This window comes from Stenotrophomonas nitritireducens, assembly GCF_050984405.1.
Lineage (GTDB): Bacteria > Pseudomonadota > Gammaproteobacteria > Xanthomonadales > Xanthomonadaceae > Stenotrophomonas > Stenotrophomonas nitritireducens_B.
The window spans coordinates 3,517,899-3,544,278 of the sequence record NZ_CP158790.1; the positions used below are offsets into that span (position 1 = coordinate 3,517,899).

The 26,380-nt window shown below is 71.5% G+C and carries 19 protein-coding genes and 3 pseudogenes; 7 read left to right on the top strand and 15 right to left on the bottom strand.

All coding sequences use genetic code 11. The features are described 5' to 3' along the window. Positions 1-109 precede the first annotated feature (109 nt). Together cysN and cysD are read right to left on the bottom strand one after the other, a co-directional pair. Positions 110-2,091: pseudogene (cysN, locus tag ABTV91_RS15715) on the bottom strand (sulfate adenylyltransferase subunit CysN). Then, positions 2,091-3,002: a sulfate adenylyltransferase subunit CysD gene (cysD, locus tag ABTV91_RS15720; RefSeq protein WP_433852257.1), complete on the bottom strand. Its 912-nt coding sequence runs from the start codon at positions 3,000-3,002 to the stop codon at positions 2,091-2,093. The pseudogene cysN and the gene cysD overlap by 1 nt, the downstream one beginning before the upstream one ends. Before the next feature lie 205 nt (positions 3,003-3,207). Between cysD and ABTV91_RS15725 the strand changes: the two genes are divergently transcribed. From ABTV91_RS15725 to ABTV91_RS15735, 3 genes are all read left to right on the top strand, one after another. After that, positions 3,208-5,100 carry an assimilatory sulfite reductase (NADPH) flavoprotein subunit gene (locus ABTV91_RS15725; protein ID WP_433852258.1) on the top strand — a complete coding sequence of 631 codons (1,893 nt, stop codon included), beginning with the start codon at positions 3,208-3,210 and terminating at the stop codon, positions 5,098-5,100. Positions 5,101-5,193: 93 nt separating this feature from the next. Beyond that, a complete protein-coding gene (gene cysI, locus ABTV91_RS15730) occupies positions 5,194-6,900 on the top strand; it encodes an assimilatory sulfite reductase (NADPH) hemoprotein subunit (RefSeq protein WP_433852259.1) in 1,707 nt (568 codons plus the stop codon). Next, positions 6,897-7,631 (top strand): phosphoadenylyl-sulfate reductase, encoded by a 735-nt coding sequence (locus ABTV91_RS15735; protein ID WP_433852260.1) that lies wholly within the window; start codon positions 6,897-6,899, stop codon positions 7,629-7,631. The genes cysI and ABTV91_RS15735 overlap by 4 nt, the downstream gene beginning before the upstream one ends. Positions 7,632-7,911: 280 nt before the next feature. Here the strand turns inward: ABTV91_RS15735 and ABTV91_RS15740 are convergent, their stop codons facing one another. The 4 genes from ABTV91_RS15740 to ABTV91_RS15755 all read right to left on the bottom strand — a co-directional run bounded on the left by ABTV91_RS15740 (position 7,912) and on the right by ABTV91_RS15755 (position 12,160). After that, positions 7,912-8,355, bottom strand: a complete 444-nt coding sequence (locus tag ABTV91_RS15740; RefSeq protein WP_433852261.1) for a BLUF domain-containing protein — start codon at positions 8,353-8,355, stop codon at positions 7,912-7,914. An 82-nt stretch (positions 8,356-8,437) separates the two neighbouring features. Continuing rightward, positions 8,438-10,495, bottom strand: coding sequence for a TonB-dependent copper receptor (locus ABTV91_RS15745; RefSeq protein ID WP_433852262.1), 2,058 nt, complete (start codon positions 10,493-10,495; stop codon positions 8,438-8,440). Between the two features lie 70 nt (positions 10,496-10,565). Continuing rightward, positions 10,566-10,973 carry a DUF2946 family protein gene (locus ABTV91_RS15750; RefSeq protein ID WP_433854207.1) on the bottom strand — a complete coding sequence of 136 codons (408 nt, stop codon included), beginning with the start codon at positions 10,971-10,973 and terminating at the stop codon, positions 10,566-10,568. Positions 10,974-11,176: 203 nt separating this feature from the next. Further along, a complete protein-coding gene (locus tag ABTV91_RS15755; protein ID WP_433852263.1) occupies positions 11,177-12,160 on the bottom strand; it encodes a LysR family transcriptional regulator in 984 nt (327 codons plus the stop codon). A gap of 161 nt (positions 12,161-12,321) precedes the next feature. Here ABTV91_RS15755 and cysG point away from each other — a divergent pair, with 161 nt between their 5' ends. The 3 genes from cysG (at position 12,322) to ABTV91_RS15770 (ending at position 15,607) form a co-directional block, all read left to right on the top strand. Beyond that, entirely contained in the window at positions 12,322-13,788 is a 1,467-nt protein-coding gene (gene cysG, locus ABTV91_RS15760; RefSeq protein WP_433852264.1) for a siroheme synthase CysG, read from the top strand. 21 nt (positions 13,789-13,809) lie between these two features. Beyond that, a complete protein-coding gene (gene cysK, locus ABTV91_RS15765) occupies positions 13,810-14,769 on the top strand; it encodes a cysteine synthase A (RefSeq protein WP_433852265.1) in 960 nt (319 codons plus the stop codon). 256 nt (positions 14,770-15,025) lie between these two features. Then, on the top strand, positions 15,026-15,607 hold the full coding sequence (locus ABTV91_RS15770) for an O-acetyl-ADP-ribose deacetylase (protein WP_433852266.1): 582 nt from the start codon (positions 15,026-15,028) through the stop codon (positions 15,605-15,607). Positions 15,608-16,047: 440 nt separating this feature from the next. Here the strand turns inward: ABTV91_RS15770 and ABTV91_RS15775 are convergent, their stop codons facing one another. From ABTV91_RS15775 to ABTV91_RS15790, 4 genes are all read right to left on the bottom strand, one after another. After that, a complete protein-coding gene (locus ABTV91_RS15775; RefSeq protein WP_433852267.1) occupies positions 16,048-17,052 on the bottom strand; it encodes a class I fructose-bisphosphate aldolase in 1,005 nt (334 codons plus the stop codon). Between the two features lie 164 nt (positions 17,053-17,216). Further along, on the bottom strand, positions 17,217-18,683 hold the full coding sequence (pyk, locus tag ABTV91_RS15780) for a pyruvate kinase (RefSeq protein WP_433852268.1): 1,467 nt from the start codon (positions 18,681-18,683) through the stop codon (positions 17,217-17,219). Positions 18,684-19,060: 377 nt separating this feature from the next. Continuing rightward, complete coding sequence (locus ABTV91_RS15785) at positions 19,061-19,705, bottom strand: HAD hydrolase-like protein (RefSeq protein ID WP_433852269.1); 645 nt, start codon at positions 19,703-19,705, stop codon at positions 19,061-19,063. Beyond that, positions 19,702-20,880, bottom strand: coding sequence for a phosphoglycerate kinase (locus tag ABTV91_RS15790; RefSeq protein ID WP_433852270.1), 1,179 nt, complete (start codon positions 20,878-20,880; stop codon positions 19,702-19,704). The genes ABTV91_RS15785 and ABTV91_RS15790 overlap by 4 nt, the downstream gene beginning before the upstream one ends. A gap of 83 nt (positions 20,881-20,963) precedes the next feature. Here ABTV91_RS15790 and ABTV91_RS15795 point away from each other — a divergent pair, with 83 nt between their 5' ends. Beyond that, on the top strand, positions 20,964-21,524 hold the full coding sequence (locus ABTV91_RS15795) for a GNAT family N-acetyltransferase (protein WP_433852271.1): 561 nt from the start codon (positions 20,964-20,966) through the stop codon (positions 21,522-21,524). Between the two features lie 105 nt (positions 21,525-21,629). Here ABTV91_RS15795 and ABTV91_RS15800 read toward each other — a convergent pair whose 3' ends face one another. The 5 genes and pseudogenes from ABTV91_RS15800 to ABTV91_RS15820 all read right to left on the bottom strand — a co-directional run bounded on the left by ABTV91_RS15800 (position 21,630) and on the right by ABTV91_RS15820 (position 25,999). Further along, entirely contained in the window at positions 21,630-22,682 is a 1,053-nt protein-coding gene (locus tag ABTV91_RS15800) for a DUF3999 family protein (protein WP_433852272.1), read from the bottom strand. A gap of 31 nt (positions 22,683-22,713) precedes the next feature. Beyond that, positions 22,714-23,037 (bottom strand): annotated as a pseudogene (locus tag ABTV91_RS15805) (DUF3999 family protein); the annotation flags it as partial. Then, positions 23,034-23,396 carry a DUF2339 domain-containing protein gene (locus ABTV91_RS15810; RefSeq protein ID WP_433852273.1) on the bottom strand — a complete coding sequence of 121 codons (363 nt, stop codon included), beginning with the start codon at positions 23,394-23,396 and terminating at the stop codon, positions 23,034-23,036. The gene ABTV91_RS15810 and the pseudogene ABTV91_RS15805, both read right to left, overlap by 4 nt. Beyond that, positions 23,327-23,809, bottom strand: coding sequence for a hypothetical protein (locus ABTV91_RS15815; protein WP_433852274.1), 483 nt, complete (start codon positions 23,807-23,809; stop codon positions 23,327-23,329). The genes ABTV91_RS15810 and ABTV91_RS15815 overlap by 70 nt, the downstream gene beginning before the upstream one ends. Before the next feature lie 337 nt (positions 23,810-24,146). Beyond that, positions 24,147-25,999: pseudogene (locus tag ABTV91_RS15820) on the bottom strand (DUF2339 domain-containing protein). Between the last annotated feature and the right edge of the window lie 381 nt (positions 26,000-26,380).

Consider the following 26,380-nt stretch of genomic DNA (forward strand, 5'->3'; position numbering starts at 1 on the left):
GCCATTGGGTGGGGCTGGGGGCGAAAATCCCTGTAGGAGCGCACTTCAGTGCGCGATGAGGCTTTGCCGGGAAGGCCTCATCGCGCACTGAAGTGCGCTCCTACCGCTTTCAGCGCAGCGCCAGCCGCACCACCTGGTCGGCCATCGCGTCCAGCGCCTCGCCGTCCGCGTACAGGTGCAGTTCCGGCGCTTCCGGGGCCTCGTACGGCGAGTCGATGCCGGTGAAGTTGGGGATCTGCCCGGCCCGCGCCTTGCGGTACAGGCCCTTCACGTCGCGGGATTCGGCCACGTCCAGCGGCACGTCCACGAAGATCTCGATGAATTCGCCGTCGGCGAAGCGTTCGCGCGCCATCTGCCGCTCGGCGCGGAACGGCGAGATGAAGCTGACCAGCACGATCAGGCCGGCATCGACCATCAGCCGGGCCACCTCGGCCACGCGGCGGATGTTCTCCACGCGGTCCTCGTCGGTGAAGCCCAGGTCGCGGTTCAGGCCGTGGCGGACGTTGTCGCCGTCGAGCAGGAAGGTGTGGCAGCCGCGCGCGTGCAGGCGCTTCTCCACCTGGTTGGCGATGGTGGACTTGCCGGCGCCGGACAAGCCGGTGAACCACAGCACCTTGGGCGTCTGCCCCTTGATGCGCGCGCGCGCGGCCTTGTCCACGTCCAGGTGCTGCCAGTGCACGTTGCCGGCGCGGCGCAGGGCGAAGTCCAGGGTGCCGGCGGCGACGGTGGCGTTGCTCTGACGGTCGATCAGGATGAAGCCGCCCAGCGCGCGGTTGCGCACATAGGGCTCGAAGGCGATGGGTTCGTCCAGCGACAGGTTGCAGTAGCCGACCTCGTTCAGCTCCAGCCGCTTGGCCGCCAGCTTGTCCTGCGTATTCACGTCGATGCGGTGCTTGATCTCGCTGACGCTGGCGGCCACGGTGCGGCTGCCGATCTGCAGCCAGTACGGGCGTCCGGGCAGCAGCGCGGCATCGTCCATCCACAGCACGTGCGCGGCGAACTGGTCGGCCACTTCCGGCGGGTCGTCGGCGGCGGCGATGACGTCGCCGCGGCTGACGTCGATCTCGTCGGCCAGGGTCAGGGTCACCGCCTGCCCGGCGGCGGCCGCGTCCAGCGGGCCGTCCGGGCCCAGCACCTGCCGCACCGTGGACCGGCGCGCCGAGGGCAGCACCACCACCACCGCGTCGCCGGCGGACACGCGGCGGCGGCGATGGTGCCGGCGAAGCCGCGGAAATCCTGGTTGGGCCGGTTGACCCACTGCACCGGCAGGCGCAGGCCGCTGTCGGCGTCGTGCCCGGTGATCGCCACCGTGTCCAGGTGTTCGAGCAGGCTGGGGCCGGCGTACCACGGCATCAGCGCCGAGCGCGCCGACAGGTTCTGCCCTTCCAGCGCCGACAGCGGGATGGCCTGCACGTTGGCGATGCCCAGCTGCGCGGCCAGCGCGCGGTACTCGCCGGCGATGCGCTCGAACACGTCCTGGCCGTAATCGACCAGGTCCATCTTGTTGACCGCCAGCACCACCTGGCCGATGCCCAGCAGCGAAATGATGTAGCTGTGGCGGCGGGTCTGCGGCAGCAGGCCCTTGCGCGCGTCCACCAGCACCACCGCCAGGTCGGCGGTGGAGGCGCCGGTGGCCATGTTGCGGGTGTACTGCTCGTGGCCCGGGCAGTCGGCGACGATGTACTTGCGGCGGTCGGTGTCGAAGTAGCGGTAGGCCACGTCGATGGTGATGCCCTGCTCGCGCTCGGCGGCCAGGCCGTCCAGCAGCAGCGCGTAGTCGATGCGCTCGCCCTGGGTGCCGTGGCGGCGGCTGTCGGCCTCCAGCGCGGCCAACTGGTCGTCGAACAGGCGCTTGCTCTCGTACAGCAGGCGCCCTATCAGCGTGCTCTTGCCGTCGTCGACGCTGCCGCAGGTGATGAAGCGCAGCAGGGGTTTGTCTTCATGGGATTTCAGGTAGGCGGCGATGTCCGGATCGCGGGACCGGGGACCCGGGACCGGGGACCCGGGAACAGCAACCGCAACAGCCGAGATATCGCCCGCTTTTCCGGGTCCCGGGTCCCGGGTCCCGGGTCCCGCCTTCTCCATACCCATCAGAAATAGCCCTCCAGCTTCTTCTTCTCCATCGAGGCGGACTGGTCGTGGTCGATCAGCCGGCCCTGCCGCTCGGAACTGGTGGACACCAGCATCTCGGCGATGATCTTTTCCAGCGTGTCCGCTTCCGATTCGATGGCGCCGGTCAGCGGGTAGCAGCCCAGCGTGCGGAACCGCACCCTGCGCAGCTGCGGCACTTCGCCCGGATGCAGCGGCAGACGCTCGTCGTCGACCATGATCAGGCTGCCGTCGCGCTCCACCACCGGCCGTTCGGCGGCGAAGTACAGCGGCACCACCGGGATCTTCTCGCGGTAGATGTAGAGCCAGATGTCCAGCTCGGTCCAGTTGGACAGCGGGAACACACGCACGCTCTCGCCCTGGTGGATGCGCGCGTTGTACAGGTTCCACAGCTCCGGGCGCTGGTTCTTGGGGTCCCAGCGGTGGCGATCGTTGCGGAACGAGAACACGCGCTCCTTGGCCCGCGACTTCTCCTCGTCGCGGCGCGCGCCGCCGATGGCGGCGTCGAACTTCCACTTGTCCAGCGCCTGCTTCAGGCCCTGGGTCTTCATCACGTCGGTATGCACCGACGCACCGTGGCTCACCGGGCCGATGTCGCGGGCGATGCCGTCGGGGTTGATGTGCACGCGCAGGTCCACGCCGGTCTCGGCGACGCGGCGGTCGCGGAAGGCGATCATCTCGCGGAACTTCCAGCGTGTGTCCACGTGCAGCAAGGGGATCGGCGGCACCCCGGGCGCGAACGCCTTGAGCAGCAGGTGCAGCAGCACCGAGCTGTCCTTGCCGACCGAATACAGCAGCACCGGGTTGGAGAAGCCGGCGGCGACCTCGCGCAGGATGTGGATGCTCTCGGCTTCCAGCCGGTCGAGGTGCGACAGGGGGGCGGTAACGGTCATTGCGGGGGATTCAGGAGCTGCACGTGTAGGAACGGGGGGAAGGGTAACAGCGCGGGCCGGTGGAGTCCCCGGCAGGGCAGCGAGTGTGCGGCCCGCCCGCCCCGCGCAGAAATAAACGCAGGGCATGAACCGATAACCGCGCATCCTTTCCCCCGCGCCGGGCGCCTCCCTAGCATCGGTCACCCACCTCCAGACCGGACAGGACATGACCGCCGCCGCTGCCACCGTGCCTCCCAGCCCCCTGCCCGAAGACCGCAGGGTCCTGCTGACGCGCCTGGTGGACGGCCTGGACGGCAACAGCCTGTGGTGGCTGTCCGGCTTCGCCGCCGGCCTGGCCCAGGGCCACCCGCCGCCGTCGCTGGCGGTGATCGCCGGCGGCCAGCCCGCCGCGCAGGCCGCGGGCCGGCTGACCATCGTCTACGGCAGCCAGACCGGCAACGCGCGCCGCGCCGCCGAACAGCTGGCCGGCGAAGCCGAAGCGGCCGGGCTGGCGGTGCGGCTGCTCCGCGCCGACGCCTACCCCACCCGCGAACTGGCCGGCGAGCGCCTGCTGTACATCGTCATCAGCACCCAGGGCGAAGGCGATCCGCCGGACGACGCGATCGGCCTGGTCGAGTTCATCGCCGGCAAGCGCGCGCCCAAGCTGCCGGAACTCCGGTACGCCGTGCTCGGCCTGGGCGATTCCAGCTACGCCGATTTCTGCGGCATCGGCCGCAAACTGGACGCGCGCCTGGCCGAACTCGGCGCGCGCCGCCTGCAGCCGCTGGGCGAAGCCGACCTGGACATCGACACCGTCGCAGCGCCGTGGTGGCGCACCCGCGCCCTGGCCGATGCGCGCCAGGCGCTGGGCGAAAGCGCCGCGCCGCCGGCCAGCAACGTCACCCCGCTGCGCCACGGCCAGAGCGCGGCGCACAGCGCCCAGCATCCGTTCCATGCCGAACTGCTGGCGCGGCAGCTGGTCAGCGGCCGCGATTTCAAGGGCCCGGCCTACGGCCACTACGGGCGCATCGACAAGCGCGTGCACCATGTCGAGCTGTCGCTGGAAGGCAGCGGCCTGCACTACGAACCGGGCGACGCGCTGGGCATCGTGCACCGCAATCCGCCGCCGCTGGTCGACGCCATCCTCGCCGCCACCGGCCTGGACGGCGATGCCGCGGTCAGCCACGACGGTCATACCCGCCCGCTGGCGCAGTGGCTGGGCGGGCACCGCGAACTGACCCGCATCTCGCGCCCGCTGCTGGCGACCGTGGCCGAACGCAGCGGCAACGCCGACCTGGCCGGCCTGCTGGAACCGGCGCGCTCTGGCGAGCTGGCCGCGGTGTTCGCCGACCACCAGCTGGTCGACGTGCTGCACCGCTGGCCCGCCGGCTGGGACGCCACCGCGCTGGTCGCCGCGCTGCGCCCGGCCGCGCACCGCCTGTACTCCATCGCTTCCAGCCGCAGGCGCGTGGGCGACGAGGTGCACCTGACCGTGGACGAACTGGCCTACGACGCGCATGGCCGCGGCCATATGGGCGCCGCCAGCGCCTTCCTCGCCGCGCTGGAGGAAGGCGCGCAGGTGCCGGTGTTCGTCGAACCGAACGAGCGTTTCCGCGTCCCCGCCGACGCCAGCCGCGACATCATCATGATCGGCCCGGGCACCGGCGTGGCGCCGTTCCGCGGCTTCGTGCAGGAGCGCGCAGAGACCGGCGCGGCCGGCCGCAACTGGTTGTTCTTCGGCGCCCGCCACTTCAACAGCGATTTCCTTTACCAGGTCGAGTGGCAGGAAGCCCTGCAGAAGAAGGAACTGCATCGCCTCGACCTGGCCTTTTCCCGCGACCATTTGAAATCCCCGCACATGGATGTGCGGGCTGTTGCGAGGGACTCGCGCCAACGAATCTACGTACAGGACCGCCTGCGCGAACAGGGCCGCGACCTGTACGACTGGCTGCAGGGCGGCGCGCACCTGTACGTGTGCGGCGCCATCGGCATGGGCAAGGACGTGCACGCCGCGCTGCTGGACGTCGTCGCCGCGCACAACGGCGGCGACGCCGAGGCCGCGGCCGACTATCTGTCCGGACTGCAGCGCGAAGGCCGCTACGCCCGCGACGTCTATTGACCCGTAGGAGCGACTTCAGTCGCGATCGGGCTTTACCGGGAAAGCTTCATCGCGACTGAAGTCGCTCCTACGCAAACCGCCATTGGATTGACCATGAGCCACCCCTCCGTCGAAAAGATCAAACTCGAAAGCCGGCGCCTGCGCGGCACCCTCAGCGAGGGCCTGCAGGACCCCACCACCGGCTCGCTGAACTTCGAGGACCAGCGCACCATCAAGTTCCACGGCAGCTACCAGCAGGACGACCGCGACCTGCGCGACGAGCGCCGCCGGCAGAAGCTGGAGCCCGCGCACCAGTTCATGATCCGCATCCGCGCGCCGGGCGGCGTGTTCACCCCGCAGCAGTGGCTCAAGCTCGACGAGATCGCCACCACCTACGCAAACCACTCGCTGCGCGTGACCACGCGCCAGACCTTCCAGTTCCACGGCGTGATCAAGCGCGAACTGAAGGCGACGATGCAGGCCATCAACGCCGCCGCGATGGACACCGTCTCGGCCTGCGGCGACGTCAACCGCAACGTGCTCGGCGCCAGCAACCCGCTGCAGTCGGCGCTGCACGCGCAGGTGCACGACTGGGCGCAGCAGTTGTCGCTGCGCTTCCGGCCGGCCACCCGCGCCTACTACGAGATCTGGCTGGACGAGGAGAAGGTGGCCGAAAGCGGCGTCGAGCACGAGCCCGTCTATGGCGACGCCTACCTGCCGCGCAAGTTCAAGATCGCCGTGGCGGTGCCGCCGTACAACGACGTGGACGTGTTCGCCAACGACCTGGGCCTGATCGCCATCGTCGACGAAGCCGGCACGCTCGCCGGCTTCAACGTCGCCATCGGCGGCAGCATGGGCGCCAGCCACGGCATCGCCGCGCATTACCCGCGCGTGGGCAACGTGATCGGCTTCGTCGCGCCCGAGCAGGTGTTCGCCATCGCCGAGGCGGCCATCACCGTGCAGCGCGACCTGGGCGACCGCGAGGACCGCAAGCACGCGCGCTTCAAGTACACCATCGACGACCACGGCTCGGAACGGATCGTGGCGATGATGGAGGAGCGCGCCGGCTTCCGGCTGCAGCCTGCGCGGCCTTTCCTGTTCGAGCACAACGGCGACCGCTTCGGCTGGGTCGAGGGCGAAAACGGCCTGTGGCACCTCACCCTGTCCCTGCCCAGCGGGCGCATCGCCGACACGCCCGGGCGCCCGCTGCTGACCGGCATGCGCGAGATCGCCAGGGTCCACCAGGGCGAGTTCCGCATGACCGCCAACCAGAACGTGATCGTGGCCGGCGTGCCGGCCGCGCAGCGCGCGCGCATCGACGCGCTGGTCGCGCAGCACGTGCTGGACCTGGAGAACAGGGCGCCCACCGCCATCGCGCGCAGCGCGGTGGCCTGCGTGGCGCTGCCCACCTGCGCGCTGGCGATGGCCGAGGCCGAGCGCTACCTGCCCGGCTTCCTCGCCGCGCTGGAACCGCTGCTCGCCCGGCACGGCCTGCGCGAGGCGCCGATCCTGCTGCGCGTGTCCGGCTGCCCCAACGGCTGCTCGCGTCCCTACCTGGCCGAGATCGCCCTGGTCGGCAAGGCGCCGGGCCGCTACAACCTGTTCCTCGGCGGCGACCACCGCGGCCAGCGCCTGAACACGCTGTACCGCGACAACATCACCGAAGCGCAGATCCTCGATGCGCTGGAACCGCTGCTGGCCCGCTACGCCGCCGAACGCGGCGCGGACGAACGCTTCGGCGACTTCCTGCACCGCAGTGGCCTGATCGAGCTGCCGCCCTACCCGACCCACCGCCAGATTGCCGTGGAACTGCACGCATGAGCGCCCTGTCCCTGTCTTCCCTCAACGACGAAAGCATCGCCCCGACCGAGGATGTCGCCACACTCGACGCACGGCTCGAGGCGATGGACGCGGCCGCGCGCGTGCGCTGGGCGCTGCAGCACACGCCGGGCACGCACGTGCTGTCGTCCAGCTTCGGCGCGCAGTCGGCGGTGACCCTGCACCTGCTCAGCCGCGAGCAGCCGGACATCCCGGTGATCCTGATCGACACCGGCTACCTGTTCCCCGAGACCTACCGCTTCGCCGACGAACTGACCGAACGCCTGGGCCTGAACCTGAAGGTGTACCGGCCGCTGGTCAGCCGCGCCTGGATGGAAGCCCGCCACGGCCGGCTGTGGGAACAGGGGCTGGTCGGCATCGAGCAGTACAACAACCTGCGCAAGGTCGAGCCGATGAAGCGCGCCCTGGACGAGCTGCAGGCCGGCACCTGGTTCACCGGCCTGCGCCGCAGCCAGTCGGCCAGCCGCGCCGGCACGCCGATCCTGCAGCGCCGCGACGCGCGCTGGAAGGTCAACCCGATCGCCGACTGGAGCGACCGCGACGTGTGGCGCTACCTCAAGCAGCACGACCTGCCCTACCACCCGCTGTGGGAACAGGGCTACGTCTCCATCGGCGATTACCACACCACCCGCCGCTGGGAACCGGGCATGCGCGAGGAGGACACCCGCTTCTTCGGCCTCAAGCGCGAGTGCGGGCTGCACGAGGAAATCTAGGACGGCCATAGCGACGGGCGTGCCCGGCGGGCGCCTTCGCGGCCAAGCCCCAGCGGAGCAGGTTCCGCTCCACGCACGCCGTGGAGCCCCCATCGCCTCGCATTGCGCCGGGCTTGCGTGGCGGACGCCTTCGCGGTGAAGCCCCGGCGCAACGCCGCTCTACGTGCACCGTGGACAACCCGTCGCACCCCGTAGTTGCCGGGCTCGCCCGGCAAAGGCTTTCCCGGCAAAGCCAGCGGAGCAGGCTCAGTTCTGCGCGATGCGACGCGACGCGACGCGATCAGCGGGCAACCGTTTCCTGCTGCCGCTCCCAGAACGCGAGCAGTTCGCGCAGGCCCGGCGGATGGCCGGCGAGCGCCACGTCCTCGCGCAGATGCCGGGCCTCCTGCCGCCACTGCCGGCTGCTCAATGCCTGCAGCACGCTGCCCTCGGCACGGCTGCAGCCCATGTGCCACTGGCTGAAGTACAAACGCTCCACCGGACCATGCTGCAGTTCCTCGAGCGCCACGTGCATGCGCGAGGCGCGGATGCGGTCGTAGATGCGCGCCACGCCGGCTTCCGGCCCTTCGAAATACTGGAAGAAACGGTGGCCATCGTGGAGCAGCACGCCGGTGACGCCTTCCAGGCGGTTGTGGGCGCGCGCGTCGACCAGCAGGTGGTCCAGGTCGGCCGGCGTGAGGCCGGCCACGGCGGTGCTGATGTAGGCCACGGCGTGCTGCGTCATTGCTTGTCTGTTCCTTCCCTGGGCGCGCGAGCATGACACAGGCGCCCCGCCGCCGGGAGCTCCGGCAGCGGGAGAAGCCGCGTCAGTAGCGGTAGTCCAGCTTCAGCCAGAACGTGCGGCCGGGTTCGTTGATGCGCACCGGATCGGCCGGAAAGCCGAAATCGGCGCTGCCGGCCAGGTTCAGGTGCTCGGCATAGGCGCGGTCGAACAGGTTGTCCACGCCGGCGCTGGCGCGCAGCCCGTCGCTGATGCGGTAGGCGGCATTGAGCGAGAGCGTGGCAAAGCCGGCGCTCGGGCCGAGGTCGCGCGCGACCACGTTGCCCTCGTCCTGCGCCACCCGGTTCTGCCGGCCGACCACGCGCAGCAGCGCGCCGGTGGACCAGCGCGCATGCTCCCAGGACGCGGTGAAGCGCCCTTCCAGCGGCGGGATCTGCGGCAACGGCCGCTGCTCGTCGCGGTTCTCGCCCCAGGCATGGGCCAGCGTGCTGCCCAGTTTCCAGCCCTGCACCGGGCGCCATTCCAGCCCGGCCTCGGCGCCGGCGATGCGCGCGTCCACGTTGCCCGCGCGCGTGCTGCCACCCATCATGCCGCCGCTGCGGTAGGCGAACAGGATGTAGTCCTGCAGGCGCCCGGCGTAGGCCGACACCCAGGCGTCCAGCGTGCGCCCGTGGAACTGCAGGCCGAGGTCGAGCTGGGTGGTCTTTTCCGGCTTCACCCCGGCGAAGGCGTTGGCGCTGCCGGCCGGGCCGGCGTCGGCCGAGAACAGCTCCCAGTAGTCGGGCATGCGCTCGCTGTGACCGAGCCCGGCGTACCAGGTCCAGGCCTGGCCGTGGTCGCGCTCGTAGCGCAGGAAACCGCTGCCCAGCGTTTCCTCGCGGGTCTGCCCGGCGGTGGGGTTGGGCATGGCCATCATCCCGGTGGTGCGGCGCAGGTCCTTCGCCTCCGCCCTGTCCACGCGCAGGCCGCTCACCCAGCGCCGCGGCGTGTCCTCGCCGAAGGTCAGCTCGGCGAACGCGCCCTGGTTGCGCAGCTCGGCGTCGCGGGTCCACGTTTTCTGCTGCCACGTCCCGCGCATTCCGCTGCGCTTGCGGTGGCGGCTGTCCTGCGCGTCGACGCCGGCGACGATGGCCACGCCCTGCCAGCGCCATTCCGAGGCGAGGCGGCCGCCGCTGGTGCGCCGCTCCACGTTCGACGCCATCGGCATCGGCATGCTGCCGTGCGGGTTGGGCGTGCGCAGCGTGTAGTTGTCCATCACGTGGTCGGCTTCGTTGTAGTACAGGTTGGCCTGCAGCTTGTCCCAGGCGCCGGGCAGGTTGCCGCGCTCGAAACGCAGGCCGTAGCTGCTGCGCCGGAACGCGGCGCCGTCCATGCCGCGGCCGGCATAGCGGGCCAGCGCATCGCCGGTGCCGGCGTTGAGTTCGAGCACGGTATCGGCGTCGGGTGTCCAGCCGATGGCGGCGTCCGCGTTCCACTTGCGCCAGCGCGAGGGCACCACGTCGCCGTTGCCGTCGCGGTAGTCGCCGGACTCGGAGCGGTTGCCGTTCACCCGCACGTAGCCCGGGCTGCTGCCGAAACTGGCATCGAGCATCTGGTCGTTGCGGTTGTTGGAGCCGCCCAGCGCGCTGGCCTGCAGTTCCATGCCCGGCGCGTCGAAGCGCGGCATGTCGCGCTCGAAGCGCACCGTGCCGGCCGAGGCGCCGGCGCCCCAGCGCACGCTCTGCGGGCCCTTGATGACGGTGAGCCGGTCGTAGGTTTCCGGCGCGATGTAGGACAGCGGGTTGTCCATGCGCGACGGGCAGGCGCCGATCAGGCTGCCGTCGTTGCTGAGGATGTTCAGCCGCGAACCGGACAGGCCGCGCAGCACCGGGTCGCCGTTGGTGCCGCCGTTGCGGATGGCGGAAAAGCCGGGGACGGTCTTGAGGTAGTCGGCGCCATCGCTGGCCGGCACCGGCTGCCGCGGCAGGCGCGGATCGGTGACCCAGTTCAGCGGCGAGGACGGTGCCGCGCTGGTGACGACCAAGGTGTCCAGCGTCTTGATCGAATCGGCCTCGTCGGCGTGCGCGAGGTGGGGAAACAGCGCCAGGCAGACACAGGCGGCCAGGCACGCCGGGACGCCCGGCATACGGGAAACGGAATACATGAGGTTCTCCGGTACGACATGCCGCGCACTGCCGGAGGGCAACAGGCGGCGGGAAGAAGGGGGAATGTCGTCAGGAGAACAGCGGCGGCCCGCGCGCCGGGTGCGCCGGCCAGCGCAGGCCGGCGGTGAAGAGGGTGGCGCGCGGCGGCTGCGGCGCGATGCGGTACGGCAGCGGCGCCAGCACCAGCAGCACCGCCAGCCACGGCAGCAGGCGCGACGCCATGGTGCAGTAGTCGCAGGCCTCGCCATGGGCGGCGTGCGGATCGGCCGGGGGCGCCTTGCCGACAGTGTCGTGGGCGGTCCCATGCCCGGCGTGCGCGTCCATCGCAGGGTGACCGGCCGGCATCTCGGCAGGCATCGCCATCGCGGGCATCGCATGCGCCATCGTCGCGTGCGCGCCCTGCCCGGCCTGCATCCAGCGGCTGACCACCGGCGCCAGCGCCATCAGCAGCGTGGCTGCCAGCGCGAGCAGCAACATCCAGCGGTGCAGGGGCGGGGATCGGATCACCCCGCGATTTTAGAACGCCACCATCGCCTTTCAGATGCGACGGAGTGCCGCAGGGGAGGAAGAGGACACCGGCATGGGCGCAACGCAGGAGCGCACTTCAGTACGCGATGGGTTCTACCGGGAAAGCCCCATCGCGCACTGAAGTGCGCTCCTACGAAGTGCGTACCTGCGTATCAGCTGGTAATGGTCTGGGTCAGTTCTTCCCAGCTCGGCGGCGTAGGCCAAGCGGCTTCCTGGTTGCCGTCGAGCACGCGGCGCAGGTCGCGCTTGTCGATCTGCGGGGCGAGCACGTGCACCAGTTCCAGCGCGTAGTCGCGCAGCACGCGGTCGCGCGGCAGCACCGCCCAGGCGGTGCACTCGGCGACCGCCGCCGGCGCCGGCCAGGCGCGCAGGTCGCTGTCGCCGGCGCTGACCGCCATTTCCGCCAGCAGGCCCACGCCCAGGCCGGTGCGCACGTAGGTCTTGATCAGGTCGGCGTCGAGCGCGGTCAGCGCCAGGTCCGGCTCCAGTCCCTGGGTGGCGAAGGCGCGGCGCAGCGAGGAGCTGGGGCGGGTGGAGGATTCGTAGCTGATCAGCGGGTGCGCGGCCAGCGCGGCCATGTCCGGCACCTTGCCGGCGCGGTCCAGCGCGTGGCCCTTGGGCACCAGCACCAGCCGCCGCCAGCGGTACAGCGGCACCGCGATGCCGGTGCTGGGTGCGCCGCCGGCGGTGCTGACGATGGCGATGTCGGCGTCGCCCTGGCTGAGCAGGTCCAGCGCGTCGCTCTCGGCCGCCTGCTGCAGGTGCACGCTGACCTGCGGATAGGCCAGCTTGATCCGCGCCACCGCCGGCGGCAGCACGAAGCGCGCCTGGGTGTGGGTGGTGGTCAGGATCAGCTGGCCGTGGCTCTCGCGGCGCTGGTTGGCCGCGTAGGTGCGGATGTTGTTGGCCTCGGCCAGCACCAGGCGGGCGCGGGAAATCACTTCCTCGCCGGCCGGCGTCACCGACTCCAGGCTGCGCCCCTTGCGCACGAACAGCAGGAAGCCCAGTTCGTCCTCCAGCTGCTTGAGCTGCTTGGACAGGCCCGGCTGGGTGGCATGCACGCGCGTGGCCGCCAGCGTGATGTTGAGCTCGGCGTCGGCAATGGCCACCAGATAGCGCAGTTGGGTCAGGGTCATCGAAGGTCGTGGGGACGGCGCGGCGGGACGGATGACTGTAGGTCAGATTGCCCGATCTACTTATAACCGAAAGTAATTTGATAGGCGGCGCAAGTCATTTCCGGGCCTTCGGGGCCGGGGCTACGGTCAGCATCCCTTCCGCCACCGCCGCCCTTCCCGCCTTGGACGCTCCCCTGTTCCCGCTGTTCGCCGATCTGAACGGCCGTGCCGTGCTGGTGGTCGGCGGTGGCGCGGTGGCCGGGCGCAAGGTCGAGGCGCTGCTGCATGCCGGCGCCCGCCCGAGGGTCGGCGCGCCGCAGCTGTCGCCCGCGCTGCGGGAGCTGGCCGAAGCCGGCCGCATCGACTGGCTGCCCGGCCTGTTCGACACGCGCTGGCTGGCCGAGGACGTTTGGCTGGTGATCGCCGCCACCGATGAACCCGTGGTCAACCGCGCGGTCGCCGCCGCCGCCGAGGCGCAGCGGCTGTTCGTGAACGTGGTCGACGACGCGCAGCTGTCGCGCTTCCACGTGCCGGCCGTGGTCGAACGCGGCGCCTTGCAGATCGCCGTCTCCAGCGGCGGCGCCGCGCCGATGGTGGCGCGCCATGTGCGCCGCCGCCTGGAAGAACTGTTCGACGGCGCCTGGGGCCAGCTGGCCGGACTGGCCGGCCGCCATCGCCCGGCCATCCGCGCGCGTTTCCCGGACACCGGCGCGCGCCGCCGTTTCTTCGACCGCCTGCTCGACGGCCCGGTGCTGGACCTGCTGCGCCGCCACCGCCAGGCCGACGCCGAGGCCGCCTTTGAACAGGCCCTCGCCGACGAACCGCCGGCCGCCGCCGGTTCGGTGGTGCTGGTCGGCGCCGGCTCCGGCGATCCCGGCCTGCTCACCCTGGCCGCGCTGCGCGCCCTGAACCAGGCCGACGTGATCCTGTACGACCGTCTGGTCAGCGCCGAGGTGCTGCAGCTGGCCCGCCGCGATGCCGAGCGCATCGAGGTCGGCAAGTCCGCGCGCGGCCACAGCACCCGCCAGGAACACATCCACGCGCTGATGCTGGAACACGCCCGCGCCGGCCGCCGCGTGGTGCGGCTCAAGGGCGGCGACGCCTTCGTGTTCGGCCGCGGCGGCGAGGAGCTGCAGTTCCTGCGCACGCACGGCATTGCCTATGAAGTGGTGCCCGGCATCACCGCCGCGCTGGCCTGCGCCGCGCATGCCGGCATCCCGCGCTCACCACCGCGACCACGCCCAGCAGCTGCGCCTGGTCACCGCGCACTGCCGCGATTCGCTGGACACGCTGGACTGGCCGGCGCTGGCCGCGCCGCGGCAGACCCTGGTGTTCTACATGGGCGTGGCCGCGCTGGCGCAGATCCAGGCGCGCTGCTGCTCGATGCCGGCCTGCCCGCCGCCACGCCGTTCGCGCTGGTGGAAAAAACGGCTCGCGCGCCGACCAACGTGGTCAGCGGCCAACTGCGCCAGCTGGCCGATGCCGCCGCCCGGCACGCGGTGCAGTCGCCGGCGCTGCTGATCCTCGGCGAGGTGGCCGCGCTGGCCGACGAACTGCACTGGTTCGGCGCCGCGCCGCTGCCGGCCGCGCCGCCCGCTTCCTCACCTTCCGCAAAGACGCCGCCGCCCACACTGGCCGACGCCGCCTGATTCCCTTCCCAGGAGATCTCCATGGCCCTCTACAGCAACATCCTCGAGACCGTCGGCAACACCCCGGTGGTCAAGCTCAACCGCCTGGCGCCGGCCGGCGTGGACGTCTACGTCAAGGTCGAATCGTTCAATCCCGGCGGCTCGGTCAAGGACCGCCTGGCGCTGGCGATCGTGCTAGACGCCGAGAAGCGCGGCGTGCTCAAGCCCGGCGACACCATCGTCGAGGCCACCTCCGGCAACACCGGCGTGGCGCTGGCCATGGTCGCCGCCGCGCGTGGCTACAAGTTCGTCGCGGTGATGACCGAGACCTTCTCGGTCGAACGCCGCAAGGCCATGCGTGCCTACGGCGCCAAGGTGATCCTGACCCCGGCCGCGGCGCGCGGCACCGGCATGGTGGAGAAGGCGAAGGAACTGGCCGCCAGACACGGCTGGTTCCTGGCCAGCCAGTTCGCCAACCCGGCCAACCCGGCCTACCACCGCAACACCACGGCCGCCGAGATCCTGCGCGACTTCGCCGGCAGGCGCCTGGACTATTTCGTCAGCGGCTGGGGCACCGGCGGCACCCTGACCGGCGTCGGCGAAGTGCTGAAGCTGGCGCGCCCGGACACCCGCATCATCGCCACCGAACCGGCCGGCGCCTCGCTGCTCAAGGGCGACGAGTGGAAGCCGCACAAGATCCAGGGCTGGACCCCGGACTTCGTGCCCGAAGTGCTCAACCGCAGCGCCTACGACGAGCTGTATTCAGTGCAGGACGAGCGCGCGATCGAGACCTCGCGCCGGCTGGCCGCCGAGGAAGGCATCTTCGTCGGCATCTCCTCCGGCGCCACCGCCGCCACCGCGCTGGAGGTGGCCGCCAAGGCCCCGGCCGGCTCGGTGATCCTGGCGATGCTGCCCGACACCGGCGAGCGCTACTTCTCCACCCCGCTGTTCGCCGACATCAACGAAGGCAGCGACGACGACTGGCTGGCCGGCCTGCCGTAAGCCGGGGCCGCGGACGCCCCGCGCCGCGACCGGGGGACGCCCCGGTCATCCCCGCGGCGCGCGGCCGTTACCGCCCTGCTTCTTGGCTGCATCCCCTGCTCCTTCCCCGGTACGAAGGCCGCCCCGCGCGGCCTTCGTGCTGTCCGGGCGCCTGTCGCAGCCGCCGAGACGCCCCCTCTTCAGACTTTGCCGCGAGCGGGCGCAAGCCGTGCATCCGTCACGTTTCGCTCATATACGGCAAGGGAAGATCGCGGGCATGAACATCGACATCTGGCAGGGCGACATCACCACCCTCGACGTGGACGCCATCGTCAACGCGGCCAACGAGAGCCTGCTCGGCGGCGGCGGCGTGGACGGGGCGATCCACCGCGCGGCCGGGCCGGGCCTGCTGGCCGAATGCGGGCGCCTGCCGGAACTGCGCCCGGGCGTGCGCTGCCCCACCGGCGAGGTCCGCGCCACCGGCGGCCATGCGCTGCCGGCGCGCCATGTCTTCCACACCGTCGGCCCGGTGTGGCACGGCGGCCAGCGCGACGAGGCCGCGCTGCTGGCCAACTGCTACTGGCAGTCGCTGCGGCTGGCCGAACAGATGCAGCTGGAATCGATCGCCTTCCCGGCCATCAGCTGCGGCGTCTATGGCTACCCGATGCACCAGGCCGCCGCCATCGCCGTCACCGAAACCGTCACCTGGCAGAAGAGCCACGCGCGGCCGGTGCGCATCGTCCTGGTGGCCTACAACACCGCGACCTTCAAGGCCTACCAGCAGGCGCTGGCCGCGGCGGGGCAGGCAGGGCCGGCGTTCCCGTCCATGGACGATCCGCTGCCGTCGTTCGCGCGCTGACCGGCCACGGCATCGTCCCCATGCCATCGCCCGCCGCTGCAGCGCATTTCCTGTAGAGCGAGGCAACGCCCCCCTGAACCTTTCCGGCAACGCGGCTGCGGGCAATGCCCGGGGTTACGGAACCTTGCGACCACGTGTCGAAAAACGGGGGTTGCCCCGCATTGAGCCTTCCCTGCGAAGGCCCGCCGGGCGTTGCCTGGCGCTACAGCGCCCCGCGGATACGTGGGCGGCGCGCCGCTGGAGCGTCGCCGCAAAAGCCCCGGTATCGCCCGCATCACCGAACCGGCCATGCCCCGCCTTCGGCCCGCCCGCAAATGAAAAAACGGCAGGACAGCCGTTTTTCACAGTGAAGCTGCCCGAAGGGTGGCGCACATGGATGTGCGCCATGAAAACGCCGGCGCAGGGCCGGCGTTTCCACGTTCATCGCGGGCGGTCGGCGATCAGCCTTCCCACTTGCCCAGCGCGGCCAGGCCGTTTTCCTTGGCGCGCTCGTACACGGTCTTCTGTGCGGCGTCGTAATTGCCCTTCATGTCCTTGGCCCACAGCTTCAGCGCGGCCTGCTGCATGGCGCGGCCATAGGAGAAGCTCAGCGGCCACGGCAGCTTGTCGAGCTGGTTCATGGCGTTCAGGTGCGCGGTGGACTGCTCGTCGCTCTGGCCGCCGGACAGGAACACCACGCCCGGCAGGATCGCCGGCACGGTGCTCTTCAGGCACATCACGGTCGCTTCGGCCACTTCCTCGACATCGGCCTGCTCGTCGCAGTCCTTGCCGGAGATGACCATCGAGGCCTTCAGGATGGTGCCTTCCAGCAGCACGTTCTGTTGGTACAGCGCGTCGAACAGCGAACGCAGGGTGGCTTCGGTGACTTCGTAGCAGGTTTCGATGTCGTGGTCGCCGTCCATGATCACTTCCGGCTCGACCATCGGCACCAGGCCGCATTCCTGGCACAGCGCGGCGTAGCGGGCCAGCGCGTGGGCGTTGGATTCGATGCAGGTGCCCGACGGGATGCTCTCGCCGATGTTGATGACCGCGCGCCACTTGGCGAAGCGGGCGCCGAGCTTGTAGTACTCCTGCAGGCGCTCGCGCAGGCCGTCCAGGCCCTCGGTGACCAGCTCGCCGGGGCAGCCGGCCAGCGGGTGCGCGCCCTTGTCGACCTTGATGCCCGGGATCATGCCGTGGTCGGCCATGTACTTGGCGAACGGCACGCCATCCCTGGTCGACTGGCGGATGGTTTCGTCGTACAGGATCGCGCCGGAGATGTGCTCGTTGAGCTTGGGCGTGGTCAGCAGCAGCTCGCGATAGGCACGGCGGTTCTCTTCCGTGTTCTCGATGCCGACGCTGGCGAAGCGCTTGGCGATCGTGCCGGTGGATTCGTCGATGGCGATGATGCCCTTGCCCGGGGCGACCATGGCCTGGGCGGTTTCAGCCAGCAGTTCGATGCTCATGAAGTTCCTGTAACGGGGTGCGGGAAAACCCGGATTATAGCCCGCACCGCCCGTGGGCCGGCCGTGAGCGCGGCCTGGAACCGGTTCCAATGCTCGCCGCAGGACAAATCCTGTCCACTGCGGTCACGCACGGGCCATCGCGATGGCCCGTGCGTGCGTGTTCGTCAGAGCTCGCCCAGCCCGCTGGCGCGGCCGTCGCTGCCGACCTCGAGCAGGCGCAGGGTGTTGGTGGCGCCGTGGGTTTCCATGTGCTCGCCGCTGGTGAACACCACGCGGTCGCCGGCCTGCAGCAGGCCCGCCTCGACCAGCAGGCGGATGCTGCCGCGCGCCGCTTCGCGCGGGGTGAAGCCGCGGCTGTCGAAGTTGATCGGGAACACGTCGCGCATCAGCGCCATCTGCCGGCGCGCGCCGTCGTGGCGGGTCACCGCGAACACCGGCGCCTTGGCGCGGAAACGCGACAGGTAGCGCGCGGTGCCGCCGGATTCGGTCATCGCCACGATCGCGCGCACGCCCACGTGCTGGGACAGGAACATCGTCGCCATGGCGATGGCCTGGTCGGCGCGCTCCAGGTTGCGCGGCGACGCGTTGAAATCGGTATCGATCTGGAACTGGCGCTCGGCGCCCAGGCAGATGCGCGCCATCGCCTCGACCGCCTTGACCGGGTACGCACCGGCCGCGGTTTCGGCCGACAGCATCACCGCGTCGGTGCCGTCGATGACCGAGTTGGCCACGTCCAGCACTTCGGCGCGGGTCGGGATCGGGCTTTCGACCATGGACTGCAGCATCTGCGTGGCGGTGATCACCACCTTGTTCTGCGCCAGCGCGGCCTTGATGATCTTCTTCTGCAGGCCCGGCAGCTCGGCGTCGCCGATCTCCACGCCCAGGTCGCCGCGCGCGACCATCACTACGTCGCTGGCCTCGACGATCTCCTCGAGGTTCTCGATCGCCTCGGTGCGCTCGATCTTGGACACCAGCGCCGCGTCGCAGCCGTGCTGGCGGGCGATGGCGCGCGCGTCGTTCATGTCCTGCGCGTTGCGGCAGAACGAGACGGCGATGAAGTCCACGCCGATCTTGGCCACGATGCCGATCAATTCCTTGTCGCGCTCGGTCAGCGCGCCCAGCGACAGGCCGCCGCCCTGCTTGTTCAGGCCCTTGCGGTCGGACAGCACGCCGTCGTTGAGCACGGTGTTGACGATGCGCTCGCCCTGCACCTCGACCACCTGCAGCTGCATCAGGCCGTCGTCGAGCAGCAGCACGTCGCCCGGGCCCACGTCCTGCGGCAGGCCGAGGTAGCTCACGCCCACCTGGGTGGCATCGCCCGGGGCCGCATCGGCCTTGGCGATCAGGTCGAAGCGGTCGCCGGCCTTGAGCTGCACCTTGCCCTCGGCGAAGCGCTCGATGCGGATCTTCGGGCCCGGCAGGTCGGCCAGGATGCCCACTTCCACGCCGACGCGGTTGGCCGCGGCGCGCACTTCGGCGGCGCGCCTGGCCTGGCCGGACGGATCGCCATGGGAGAAGTTCAGCCGCACCACGTTGACACCCGCGCGGAACAGATCGTCGAGCACGCCCGGCGCATCGGTGGCCGGTCCGAGGGTGGCGAGGATCTTGGTGCGGCGCTGGCGTTCAATCATGGTGCGAAAACTCCCGGAAAGGCCGCCGAAATTAGCATATCCAGTGCATGACAACGATGTCGCATACGATTTCAGAAGACACTTTCCTCGCTGTCCCGCAGACAGGGCGGACAGCCTGTCCGGACAGCGCGAAGGGGGTTCCTTAAGATGTCCTGCGCAGCCGCACCGGCAGGACACGCACCGGCATAGGCAGGGCATCGCGGGACAGGCGGCGGGCCAGCCGGGACATCGCTGCGCTGCACGGGCGCGGGCGCACACAGGCAACCGGCCGCACCGGCGGCAACCGGAACGGAAGTAATCCAGCGCGGAAAGAGCGGCGTTGCCCCGACGACAACACGGGCAACGCCGGCAAGGGCCCCGGAGGGGGGCCGTCGACCCTACGGCGAGAGCAGCCGCCCCAGTTCCGCCGGGGTGGAGGCCAGCGCGCCGGCGCCAGCGGCGGTCAGTTCCTCGCGGCCGCCGAAGCCCCACAGCACGCCGACGTTGCGCATGCCGTGGTGGCGCGCGCCTTCGATGTCCATGCGCCGGTCGCCGATCATCCAGCACTGCGCCGAAGACAACGACAGGCGCCGCAGCGCTTCGGCGATCAGTTCCGGCTTGTGGCTGCGCACGCCGTCCTCGGTGGCGCCGATCACGTCCTCGAAGCAGCCGCCGAACGGCAGGTGCTCGACGATGCGCCGCGCGTGCGGCTCGTTCTTGGCGGTGACCACGGCCAGGCGGTGGCCGGCCGCGTGCAGGCCCTGCACCACCTCGCCGATGCCGGCGTAGACGTCATGCTCCAGCCAGCCGTGCAGGTCGAAACGCTCGCGATACAGCGCCACGGCGCGTTCGACGCGCTGCGCGTCGCCGAACACCGGGGTGAAGCTGGTGCGCAGCGCCGGGCCGATCCACTTGCGCAACTCGGCGTCGCCGGGCACCGGCTGGTCCATCTTCTCCAGCGCATGGGCCACGCAGCGGGTGATGCCGACGGCCGAATCGATCAGCGTGCCGTCGAGATCGAAGAACAGCGCATCGCGGCTCACGAGCCGCGGGCCTCCAGCGCGGCCACGGCCGGCAGGGTCTTGCCCTCCAGGAACTCGAGGAACGCGCCGCCGCCGGTGGAGATGTAGCTCACCTCGTCGGCGATGCCGTACTTGTCCACGGCGGCCAGCGTGTCGCCGCCGCCGGCGATGGAGAACGCGCTGGACGCGGCGATGGCGCGGGCCAGCGCCTCGGTACCCTTGCCGAACGCGTCGAACTCGAACACGCCGACCGGGCCGTTCCACACCACGGTGCCGGCCTTGGCGATCAGCTCGGCGTAGTGCGCGGCGGTCTTCGGGCCGATGTCCAGGATCATGTCGTCGGCGCCGACCGCATCGACCGCCTTGACGGTGGCCGGCGCGTCGGCGGCGAACGCCGGGGCGACCACCACGTCCACCGGCAGCGGAATCTGCGCGCCGCGCGCCCTGGCCGCGGCATCGATGTTGCGCGCGGTGTCGAGCAGGTCGTTCTCGACCAGCGACTTGCCCACGTCGTGGCCTTCGGCGGCGATGAAGGTATTGGCGATGCCGCCGCCGACGATCAGCTGGTCCACCTTGCCGACCAGGCTGGACAGCAGCTCCAGCTTGGTCGAGACCTTGGAGCCGGCGACGATGGCCAGCAGCGGACGGGCCGGGTTGGCCAGCGCCTTGTCCAGCGCGTCCAGCTCGGCCATCAGCAGCGGGCCGCCGGCAGCCACCGGGGCGAAACGGATCACGCCGTGGGTCGAGGCCTGCGCGCGGTGCGCGGTGCCGAAGGCGTCCATCACGAATACGTCGCACAGCGCGGCGTACTTCTTCGACAGGGCCTCGTCGTCCTTGCCCTCGCCGGCATTCATGCGGCAGTTCTCCAGCAGCACGATGCTGCCCGGCGCGACCTCGACGCCGTCCACCCAGTCCTTGACCAGCGGCACGTCCACGCCCAGCAGCTCGGACAGGCGCGCGGCCACCGGCGCCAGCGAATCGGCCTGGCTCCACTGGCCTTCCTTCGGCCGGCCCAGGTGCGAGGTGACCATCACCGCCGCGCCCTTGGCCAGCGCCAGCTTCAGCGTCGGCAGCGAGGCGGTGATGCGCTGTTCGGAGGTGATCCTGCCGTTCTCGTCGATCGGCACGTTGAGATCCTGGCGGATCAGTACGCGCTTGCCGGCGAGGTCGAGGTCGGTCATGCGGACGATGGACATGGCGGGGTCGGCTCCGGAAGACTGTGGGGGAAACCGCGATTCTCGCCCGCCCCCGCAAGCGGGGCAAACCCGAGGTGCACCGCATGCCGCCCCGCCTGCCGCAACCCGAGCTGTCCAGCCCCCGGCTGCGCCTGCGCGAAGTGCGCGGGGACGATGCGCCGGCGCTGTTCGCCATCCACAGCGACCCACGGGTGATGCGCTACTGGAGCTACCCGGCCTGGACCGGACTGGCGCAGGCCGAAAGCAAGGTGGCCGACATCCAGCGCCAGCGCCGCGAGCTGGACATGCTCGTCTGGGCCATCGCCGATGCACGCAGCGACCTGCTGATCGGCACCAGCGCGGTGTTCGCGATGCATCTGGAGCAGGGCCGCGCCGAGATCGGCTACAGCCTGCATCCGGACTGGCAGGGGCGCGGGCTGGCCAGCGAGGCGCTGCGCCTGATCCTGCGCCACCTGTTCGATGGCATGGGGCTGCGCCGGATCGAAGCCGACATCGACCCGCGCAACCAGGCTTCGTGCCGGCTGGTCGAAAGGCTCGGTTTCGTCCGCGAGGGCGTGCTGCGCGAACGCTGGCACGTCAACGGCGAGATCTGCGACACCGCGCTGTACGGCCTGCTGCGCCGGGATTTCATCGACCCGCCGTAATAGCGCCCCTGTAGGAGCGCACTTCAGTGCGCGATGGAGCATTACCGGGAAAGCCCCATCGCGCACTGAAGTGCGCTCCTACAAACGCCCCCTGCACGTGCACTCCTACCGGGTCCGCCTCAATCGTTCGCGGGGCGGTTGCCGCGCAGCAGGCTCAGCGCGAAACCGGCCACGGCCAGCGCGCCGGCCACCAGCACGGCCCACAGCACCAGGTTCTTCCAGTCGCGCACCGGTGCGGCCGGCGCATAGGCCTTGTCGCCGGCGCGCGCCCGCGCCGTCGCCGAGGCGGGCGGCTGCCGGCTGCCACTGCGCGCCGTTGCGGGCGCGCAGCGCTGCGAGCATCGGCTCCAGGTTGCTCTCGCGCACGCCGGCGCGCGCATTGCCGGCCACCAGCAGGTACGGCGCGCGGCCCTGGGCGAGGAACACCACGCTGCCCGGCCGGCGGTAGCCCAGCTTCAAGGCCGGCGCCGGCGTGCCGGCCACCGCCGGCTCGGCCTGCAGCTGCCAGTCGCGGTCGGCGGTTTCCTGCCCGAGCTCCAGCGGCGCCGACACCTGGCTGCGCCCGCCTTCCAGCAGCGTCCAGGTGTTCCAGCCGCTGGCCCGCAGCTGCCAGGCCTGCTCCGCGTCGGCCACCTTGCGGTCGTCGTCGCGGCTGGAAACAGTCCACGACACCGCGGTGTTGGCCGGCATCGCCACGTCCACCCGCTGCACCGGGAAACGGCCCTGCGCGCGGTAGCGGAACCGGGCCGGGGCGCTGTTGTCGGGTGCCGAGGCGGCCAGTTCGACCCACTGCCAGTCGTCCGCGGCCGCGTCGCCGGCCAGTTCGCCCTGCAGCGCGCGCAGCGGCGGCGCGCCGTCGCGCTGCAGCGGCACCAGCCGCAGGTAGCGCAGCGACGTGGACACCGCGACGCGGTCGCTGTTCAACTCCCGCCCCTGGTTGTGCAGGCGCACCAGCCGCACTTCCGGGTCGAGCACCTGCCAGCGGCGCAGGTCGTCGCTGCCTTCCAGCCGATAGCCCAGGTCCAGCGCCGTCGGTTCGCCTTCCCATTGCACGCGCAGCGCCTGCACCTGCCCTGCCTGCCGGCCCAGGTCCACCAGCCAGGAGGGATCGCCCTTGGCCGCGCCGGCGGCGCCCGGCGAACTGCGCACCGATACCACGTTGCCGCCGGCATCGCGCCGCGCCCACCACCACCACCACGCTCAGGTCATCGCCCGTCGTGGTGGCGGCGCTGGCGGGCAAGGCGAACCAGTCCAGCGGCACCTGCCGCGCCGGTGCGGCGATCGGCGTGGCCGCGGCCTGCACCGCACTGGCCATGGGCTTGCCATCGGCGTCGATCACCTGCACGTCGCGCAGGTCGCGCCAGTACGCGGCGCGGTAGACCCCGGCGTCCAATGCGACGCGGTAGGCGCCGGCATCGGCCTGGGCCGGCTGCAGCGGCCATTGCATCGCGAAATCGTCGGCGGCGTGCGCCGTCAGCGGCAGCAGCGCCATCCACCACAAACGCCTGATCATGCGGAAGCTTCCTCCTGTCGTGTCTCGTCGCCGCGCTTGCGCGGCGGTGCCGGCGCCAGCCAGCCGACCAGCGTGCACAGCAATCCATAGGCGATGAAGGCGCCGATGCCCAGCAGGTCGCCCAGGTTGCCGCGGTCGATCAGCAGCAGCTTGGCCAGCACCACGCCCATCAGGATCGCGCCGGTCAGCCACAGCCCCCATTGCCCGCGCCGCGAGCCGCTGACCCAGCCAATCACGCCGAGCAGGCTCCACACCACGGTCAGGCTGGTCTGCGCCAGGCTGGTATCGATCAGCCGGCCGTTCCAGTCGATGCCGCCCCAGTGGTGCACGGCGCGCAGGGTGAGGGTGCTGACCAGCACCAGCGCCGCCAGCGGCAGCAGGCCCAGCCGCAGCCCGGCCCGGCGCGCGCGCGCATCGACCGACCGACCGACAGCCGCCGCAGCGCCGCCAGCACCAGCACGGCCAGCAGCTGCGCCAGGTCCAGCGGATTGAGCAGCGCGATCCACGGCAGCGGCGCCGAGGCGCCGTCGCTGGCCAGCGATACCAGCCACCACAGGCCCAGCACGGCGAAGGTCGCCGCCTGCAGGATCGGCCGGTAGCGGTCGAACGCCGCGCCCAGCGGCTGCGCCAGCCAGTGCCAGCGGCGGATCGACAGCGCCGCCAGCAGCAGCCACGCAGCGCCAGCAGCATGCCGACCCAGCCGCCGGCCAGCCAGAAACGTTTGCCCAGGTACCAGGACAGCAGCGACAGCACGGTCGGCCACAGTAGCCACCAGGCAAGCTGCGCCGCGCCGGCGATGGCATCGCCGGCCGCGCGCAAGCACAGCAGGCTGCGCACGCCCAACGCGGCGAACAGCGGCCAGGCCCACGCGCCGTGGCCGGCGAACGGCTGGCCGTAGGCGCCGAGCTGCAGGAACGCCAGCGGGAACGCCAGCACCAGGCAGCCCAGCGTGGTCAGCGACAGCGCAGCGCCGGCCGGCCGCCCTGCACCCCCAGCCAGCCCCGCCCAGCAGCAGCAGCATGCCGTGCAGGACGCTGCGCGGTTCGACGAAGCGCGCGATCTCGCCGATGTTGCCCATCCCCCCCAGCCAGCGCCCCAGGCGTAGCCGATCACCGCCACCGCCGCGCCGGTGTCGCGTGCCGCGCGCCCCCCCCATCCAGCGCGAGGCAGCAGGCCCCCCCCCCCCCCCCCCCCCCCCCCGATCCCGCCACCCCCCCCCCCCCCCCCCCCCCCACCGGTACCCCCCCCCCCCCCCCCCCCCCCCCCCCCCCCCAGCCCCCCCCCCCCCCCGAAGCCCCCCCCCCCCCCCCCCCCCCCCCCCCCCCCCCCCCCCCCCCCCCCCCCCCCCCCCCCCCCCCCCCCCCCCCCCCCCCCCCCCCCCCCCCCCCCCCCCCCCCCCCCCCCCCCCCCCCCCCCCCCCCCCCCCCCCCCCCCCCCCCCCCCCCCCCCCCCCCCCCCCCCCCCCCCCCCCCCCCCCCCCCCCCCCCCCCCCCCCCCCCCCCCCCCCCCCCCCCCCCCCCCCCCCCCCCCCCCCCCCCCCCCCCCCCCCCCCCCCCCCGCGTTGGCGACGGCGAACGCCACGCCATCGCGGACCGCATGGGCGCCGTCCATGCCCACCCCAGCGCGAACGCCGCCGCCAGCTGCAGGCCGATGCCGGTCCAGCGCGCCAGCCGGCGGCGCTGCATCAGGCCCAGCCAGACCAGGCCGGCGCCTTCCAGCGCGAACACCGAGGCCGTGGCCTTGGCCGACAGCGCCAGCGGCACCGCCAGCGTGGCGAATCCCACCGCGAGGATGGCGTAGCCCTGCGCCAGCAGCAGCAGCGCCCCCCGCGCCGCCGAGCAGCGCGCGCGCCCAGCGCCCGCGTAGAGCACCGCCACGCCCAGCGCGCACAGCGCCAGCGCATGCGCTCGCCCTGCAGCAGGCCGGCCTGCAGCGAGAACGCCACCAGCGGCGTGCCGAACAGCAGGCAACCGTCGATGCGCGCGCCGCCCGGCGTTGCCGCCCTGCGCGCATACAGCAGCGGCAACAGCAGGTAGAACACGAAGAACAGCACCAGGAACGGTTCGGTGCTGGCGAACTTGGCCGGCGCGTAGTCCAGCACGCCCCAGATCGTGCCGATGCCCCAGGTGAAGGCGAAGCCGAGCAGGTTGAGGATGCGCCACGGCCGCACCCAGGCGATGGCGAAGATGCCGGCATTGAGCAGCGCGTAGTACGAGAACAGGCCGACATGGTTGCCGCTGCCGTCGGACAGCCATACCGGCGCCATGAACCCGGCCAGCACGCCGAGGATGGCCAGCGTGCGCGACTCCTGCAGCACCGCCATCACGCACAGCCCGGCGATCAGCACCACGCTGATCGCGAACGCGGGCAGCGCGTCGATCAGGCCGTGGCTCTTGAACGCGGCGAACACCACCAGCAGCAGCACGCCGATCGCGCCCCCCTGCAGGGCCAGGGCGAAGGCGCGGTGGCTCTCGCGCTTGCGCCACGCGAACACCAGCCCGGCCAATGCCGCAAGGCTGATGCCGGCCAGGCGGAACGCGGGCGGGAAACTGAACCAGCCGGCGTCGCTGCCGTACTTGAGCAGCGCCGCCACGCCGGCCAGCAGCACCAGCATGCCGACCTTGACCGGCACGTTGCCGGTGGTGAACCACTGCTTGACGCGCGCGAGGCCGCGCTCGACGACATTCGGTTCCTCCGGCACCCGCGATGCCGGCGGCGGCGCGGCTGCCGGGAGGGCACGCGCCGGCGGCGGTGCCACGGGGTCCGGCAGCGGCGGCAGTGGCGGCGCGACCGCCGCCGCGCGGCGGCTCGGGCGCTTCCATCGCCGGGGCAGGCATGGGGTCGGGGTCGGGGTCAGGCTCTGGCCCGGAAGGCGCGAACTCTCCCGCCTCCGGCAGCGGCTCCTCCCAGGCGTTGCCCGGTTCGGCGGCTTCGGGCCGCGCCGCGTCGCCAGCCTGCCCATGCGCCAGCAACGCCTCGAGCACGGCCACGCGCCGCTTGAGCGAGGACACCGACACCAGCGCCATGACCAGCAGCACCGGCACCGCCAGCACCACCACGACAGCCAGCAATCCAAAGAACATCACCGCGCCATCCATTCTTCGTCCTTGTCACCGGGAGGTGCGGCACCACCTTATCCACGCCTCGCCGAAACGCAAGATGCGGCGTGGCCGGTCCGTGGCACGTGGCAGGAAAATCGCCGGGCATGGTCCGCCGCATGGCCTCCTCAGCACGCAGGAGCGCACTTCAGTGCGCGATGGGGCCTTCCCCGCAAAGCCCCATCGCGCACTGAAGTGCGCTCCTACGAGTGCGCTCCTGCGAGGGCGCCCTGTCCGGCTGCGGT